Source organism: Erwinia wuhanensis (assembly GCF_030484085.1).
Taxonomy (GTDB): Bacteria; Pseudomonadota; Gammaproteobacteria; order Enterobacterales; family Enterobacteriaceae; genus Erwinia; species Erwinia aeris.
Map to the genome: position 1 here is coordinate 1 of NZ_JAUJUH010000018.1, position 714 is coordinate 714.

Here is a 714-nt window from a genome sequence, read left to right on the forward strand (position 1 = left end):
ATCCGGGGTGCGGACAGTGTCTGGTGGGTAGTTTGACTGGGGCGGTCTCCTCCCAAAGAGTAACGGAGGAGCACGAAGGTCAGCTAATCACGGTCGGACATCGTGAGGTTAGTGCAATGGCATAAGCTGGCTTGACTGCGAGAGTGACGGCTCGAGCAGGTGCGAAAGCAGGTCATAGTGATCCGGTGGTTCTGTATGGAAGGGCCATCGCTCAACGGATAAAAGGTACTCCGGGGATAACAGGCTGATACCGCCCAAGAGTTCATATCGACGGCGGTGTTTGGCACCTCGATGTCGGCTCATCACATCCTGGGGCTGAAGTAGGTCCCAAGGGTACGGCTGTTCGCCGTTTAAAGTGGTACGCGAGCTGGGTTTAGAACGTCGTGAGACAGTTCGGTCCCTATCTGCCGTGGGCGCTGGAGAATTGAGAGGGGTTGCTCCTAGTACGAGAGGACCGGAGTGAACGCACCGCTGGTGTTCGGGTTGTCATGCCAATGGCACTGCCCGGTAGCTAAGTGCGGAAAAGATAAGCGCTGAAAGCATCTAAGCGCGAAACTTGCCTCGAGATGAGTTCTCCCTGTGGCTTTAAGCCACCTGAAGGGACGTTGAAGACGACGACGTTGATAGGCCGGGTGTGTAAGCGCAGCGATGCGTTGAGCTAACCGGTACTAATGACCCGTGAGGCTTAACCTTACAACGCCAGAAGCGTTCTGG

1 rRNA gene is annotated in these 714 nt (G+C 55.9%); it reads left to right on the forward strand.

The window, feature by feature from the left end:
* Positions 1 to 693, forward strand: a 23S ribosomal RNA gene (locus QZH36_RS21310); the annotation flags it as partial.
* Positions 694 to 714: the final 21 nt, after the last annotated feature.